Source organism: Thermosulfurimonas sp. (assembly GCF_015491435.1).
Classification (GTDB): Bacteria; Desulfobacterota; Thermodesulfobacteria; order Thermodesulfobacteriales; family Thermodesulfobacteriaceae; genus Thermosulfurimonas_A.
Genome location: NZ_WFVX01000199.1, coordinates 1 through 4,412, shown reverse-complemented (window position 1 = coordinate 4,412; position 4,412 = coordinate 1). Strand labels below are relative to the sequence as shown.

Annotated in this window: 4 protein-coding genes; all 4 read left to right on the top strand. The window is 55.2% G+C overall.

Annotated features, from left to right (window positions below):
• Positions 1-1,189: YncE family protein (locus F8J34_RS09240; RefSeq protein ID WP_297058712.1), on the top strand; the 1,189-nt coding region annotated here is incomplete at its 5' end.
• Complete coding sequence (locus F8J34_RS09235) at positions 1,164-2,231, top strand: cytochrome c3 family protein (protein WP_297058710.1); 1,068 nt, start codon at positions 1,164-1,166, stop codon at positions 2,229-2,231. The genes F8J34_RS09240 and F8J34_RS09235, both read left to right, overlap by 26 nt.
• A gap of 10 nt (positions 2,232-2,241) precedes the next feature.
• Entirely contained in the window at positions 2,242-2,796 is a 555-nt protein-coding gene (locus F8J34_RS09230) for a methyl-accepting chemotaxis protein (protein WP_297058707.1), read from the top strand.
• 2 nt (positions 2,797-2,798) lie between these two features.
• The gene (locus F8J34_RS09225) at positions 2,799-4,268 is read left to right on the top strand and encodes a hypothetical protein (protein WP_297058704.1); all 1,470 of its coding nucleotides are present in this window, start codon (positions 2,799-2,801) and stop codon (positions 4,266-4,268) included.
• The last annotated feature ends 144 nt before the right edge of the window (positions 4,269-4,412 follow it).

The following is a 4,412-nucleotide window of genomic DNA, read 5'->3' as shown; positions in this document are numbered from 1 at the left end:
GCTGAAGGGGGAGGGTGGGGAGGAGGAAATCCCCTTGATGGGTGACCGGATCCGTTCCGGGGTTTCCTTCGGGCAGACCCTTCTTGCCTTCGGCAAGGTGGCGCCGGGACGTTATGGAGCCTTGCGGGTGCTTTTCGGAAAGGCCCGGGCCCGAGGGAAGAATCTGTCTCCGGTGCAGAAGGAGAGGGTTTTCCCCCTGCGTCTTGAGGTCCACAAGGGGGAGACGGTAAGTTTATTTTTGATGTGGGACGTGGCGGATTCTTTAGGGGAGGCGGGGTTTGTGCCTCGCTTTTCCCTCAAGGTGCAGGAACCCCCCCTTCCGGGAGAGAATCTTTTTGTAGATACGGAGGATACCGATACCCTGTGGGTAATTACTACCGATCTGAATCAGGTGGTCTATAGCCTGGGGGTCTGTCGGGAACCCAAGGGAATGGTTTCGGAGCCCGGAGAAAGGAAGTTTTATGTGGTCTGTGAGGGCGACAAAACCATCGTCGAGGTGGGGACCGGTTCCTATCGGGTGGAGGATGTTATTCCGGTCCCTCTGCTTAATTCCCCGCGTTACATGGCTTTGGGGCCGGAGGGTAAGGCCCTTCTGAGTTCCCCGGACGATCGGATGGTGGCCCTGCTGGATCTCCGGCAGGGAAATCTGGTGCGTTATCGCCGTCTTTCCTACCAGCCCGGAGAGGTTGCCTACATAGAGAGTCTTTCGAGGTTTGCGGTTTCCTCGCCCCCTGACGGTACGGTTTATTTTCTGGATGCGGATCTCCAGACGGTGGGGAGGATCTCCGCCGGCTTCACTCCGCGGGGGCTGGCGGTGGATGATGATTTTCTCTATGTAGCCGACGAGGAGGGAGGGGTGCAGCTTTATCGTCTTCCCGGTCTGGAGCCGGCGGGTCGGGTTTCGGTTTGTCAGCGTCCGGTGCGGGTGCTGGGGGTGGACGATCGTGTCTTTGTGAGTTGTGAGGAGGGAGAGCTGGCAGTACTTCTCTCCGGGCATCAGACCGTTTCCCGCAGGCTGCGGCCGGGAAGGGGGGCTTTTTCCATGGTGTATTATTCGCCACGTCGCTGGCTCTATGTGGCTCTGCGAGAGGCCGGCGGGGTGGCGGTGGTGGATTTTAACCGGGAGAAAATAATGGGGAACATCCAGGTAGGGGGTAAGCCCTTTGAGATGGTGGTCAGTCTTCCTTAGTCTGGTAGCGGTTTTGGTGGTTCCGGGTTGGGCCCGGGGAGCGGGGCAGGATTGCGTAAAATGTCATCATCTGGAGATCAAGGCCTATGCGCATCCGCCCTATTTGAGCCGGAGATGCGACGAATGTCATCTTCGGGTGGAGATAGGATCTACCCGCCCGGGGATCCCTAGTGAAGGAGTGAAATGGTGGCGCGAGGTGGAGATAGTTGCGGGAGAATACTACCTTCCTCTGCCGGGGCGGATGGCCCGTCTTCCCCTGGTGGTAACGAGTCGGGAGCCTGAATTTCAGAAACTCCTTTCCCCGGATCTGGTTTCCAAGGTAGGAGCTCCGGAGAGGGAGAAGTTTGTCCTGAAAAGGATTTATCCCTGTGACGAGGTGCAGGGAGTAACTATAAGTGTGGAGTTATGTATGGAGGCCGGGTGGCCCTTTGAGGCCGAGGTGGAATGCGGAAAGGGGGTAAGGAGTTTTGCCGAGGGTTACGGCACCCTTCAGCGGGTCTGGATCGATGGTCTGCGTCCGGGGACCTATCGCTGTCGGGTAAGGGCCCAATTTTTGGGGGATGGGGAGGCGGAAAAGGAGATAAGTTTTGATACCCATCTGGTGGAGACGGTGAAATTTCCCCGGGCTGCAGCCGGAGACCAGCTGGAGGCCGAGATCAGAGAGGTAGAAGGGGTGCGTTATTTGTATCTTCAGGCTCCGGCGCGGGTGGTTTTTCGGGTGGGGTATCTTCCGGTGAAGCCCGCGGAGGTGAAACGAAAGATTCGAGACGAAGCCCATCGGGAACTCAGGCCTCCGGCGGAGGTGGCCACGGATGCCTGTTATCGATGTCATACCAAGCATTCGTTGGGGGCTTCGCATCCGGTGGATGTGGTTTATAATCCCGGGGATGGAAAGGTGCGGCAGAAACCGGGACTTCCGCTTTTCGGAGGAAAGGTGGCTTGTGCTTCCTGTCATGAGCCTCATACCTCAAACAGGCCTTATCTTTTGAGGAAGCAGGGCAAGGAGCTCTGTCTTTCCTGTCACCTGCCGCGATATTTCTAGGAGGGAAGAGATGGGACGTACGGGCATGGAAAGACGCAAACGGCTCAACCTGAGGATCAAAAGGGATCTCCAGGTGTGGATCCTGAAGCGTACCGTATTTTCCATGATCATAGGTATGATTATCGGTTTTATTATCCTTTATTTTTTCAGTCACCGGGAGCTGGGAGAGACTTACTGGCAGGCCCATATCACCATCCGGAGGGTAAGTGATCTGCTGGTGCCGGTAATGGTAGCTGCGGGAATAGCGGGCTTTCTGGGGAGCCTTCTTCTTCTGATTTTTTTCCCGCAGAAGATCGCGGGGCCGGTATATCGTCTGGAGCGGGATTTTGTGGGGCATCTTCAGGAGGGGGATCTTACCTTTCGGTTCAGGTTACGCAAGGACGATCCCTTTCAGACCCTGCCCCAGGCCATAAATCGGGCCGTGGAGAGTCTTCAGGCCCGGGTGCGGGAGGTGGCCCGCGGGGTGGAGGCCGCCCGCAAGGCCCTGGAGGAGGGTAAGGTGGAGGAAGCCCGCGGGGAACTAAAGCGGGTAGAGGAGTTTCTGAAAAACAACCTGAAGTTTTAACGGTGAGGTGCTTGAAGTTCGGATTGATCCTTCTGGTTCTTGTTGTGCCGGCGGTCCTTTATGCCGGGGTCTATACCTCTTCCATTCACGGGAGTTCCACCTCCGGGGTAGCCCGGGATTCCATTTACAATAACTATAATGTTTCCCGGGGAAACTGTCTGCACTGTCACGAGATGCACGCTAGCGTGGGGGGAAGCGAGCCTGCCCCAACCGGAGGGGCTCCCAGTTCCTACGGTCTTTTTGAGTTCGAGGAAAAGGTCTGTTTTTACTGTCACGGAACGAACAGTCACAATGTGCCTCCCCTGAGCAAGGACATCGAGGCCCTTTTTCAAAAGCCCTATCGTCATCCGGTGGAGCGTTCCGGTCTGCACAAAAAACCGGCCTTTAAGGAGACGGAGGCCGATCTCCGTCCCCCCTACCGGCACTCCGAGTGTGTAGATTGTCACAATCCGCATGCGGTACAGAGGGAGACCCATACCATGGGGAGCCCTCCGGGAAACTATACCTCTACTTTAGAAAACAACCGGGTCTCCGGGGTGCTCCGCGGGACCTTCGGGGTGGAGCCCAACTGGCAGGCTCAGGATTGGACCGTTCCCACCACCTTTACCGAGCTTCGCCCGGACAAGAACAACCCCGCCGGTGGGGCGGAGAGGGAATATCAGCTCTGCCTGAAGTGTCATTCTTATTACGGGCTTGGTTCAGCGGAAAACACCGGAACCGGGGTTACCAACATTACCGGGCCGAGCGGGGTATCGCTTACCGATCAGGCCTTGGAATTCTCCCCCTATAACTATTCCGGGCATCCGGTTACGGTGGCGGCCGATAATCGCCCCGGGGGTTATGCGCCCAAGGCCCTGATAAACAGCAGCTACGGTTCACGCTTAAAGCCCCCCTGGGATACCCATGTAGGGCAGCAGACCATGTACTGTAGCGACTGTCACGGGGAGGATGCGGCCACCGAAATCAAAGGCCCCCACGGCTCGGACGCCAAGTTTATGCTGGTGGACGGCCGCACCTGGCCCAAAAAACCCAAAACCAGTGGCAGTTGTGACGGAAAGTACTGGACCCTGGGAGATATAAAGAGTGGAAATTGCAATTGGCAACAGAATCTTCTTTGCGCTAAGTGTCACATGCTTTATAATGGTAACAAATTTTTTAACAAAGTTCACAATGATAGCCATCACAACAGACACACGTACACTTTTAACGGGATTCAGTATTGGGGCGTTCCCTGTGTGACCTGTCATATGGCCGTACCTCACGGTTCGCATGCTTCACGCCTCATAGTTTATAGGAACGATCCATCTCCTTACAATGCAGAGGGCACTATGGCGGTCCTAAGTGGCTTCTGCAAGGCGCCAGACCCGGATAGGTACGAAGCGGAATACTGCTACAGCACTGTAAAGGCATGTAGTGAGCATGATAATTATAACCCTAATAATGTGTGCCCCAATGGAAGTTATGATCCTTGAAAGATGAAAAGAGTTTTTCTTAATCCGTACTTTATAGTGATTGAGGTTTCTCTTTTTGCTTTTTTTTCTCTATTTTACCATTATCTTTTTTTTCCCTATTCTTCTAACTCCAGCTCCTTTCTTCTAAAAGAAGTTGTAAGATTC

Excerpts from the sequence above, each read along its gene's own strand:
- F8J34_RS09230 (WP_297058707.1), top strand. The coding sequence starts at position 2,242 with ATGGGACGTACGGGCATGGAAAGACGCAAACGGCTCAACCTGAGGATC.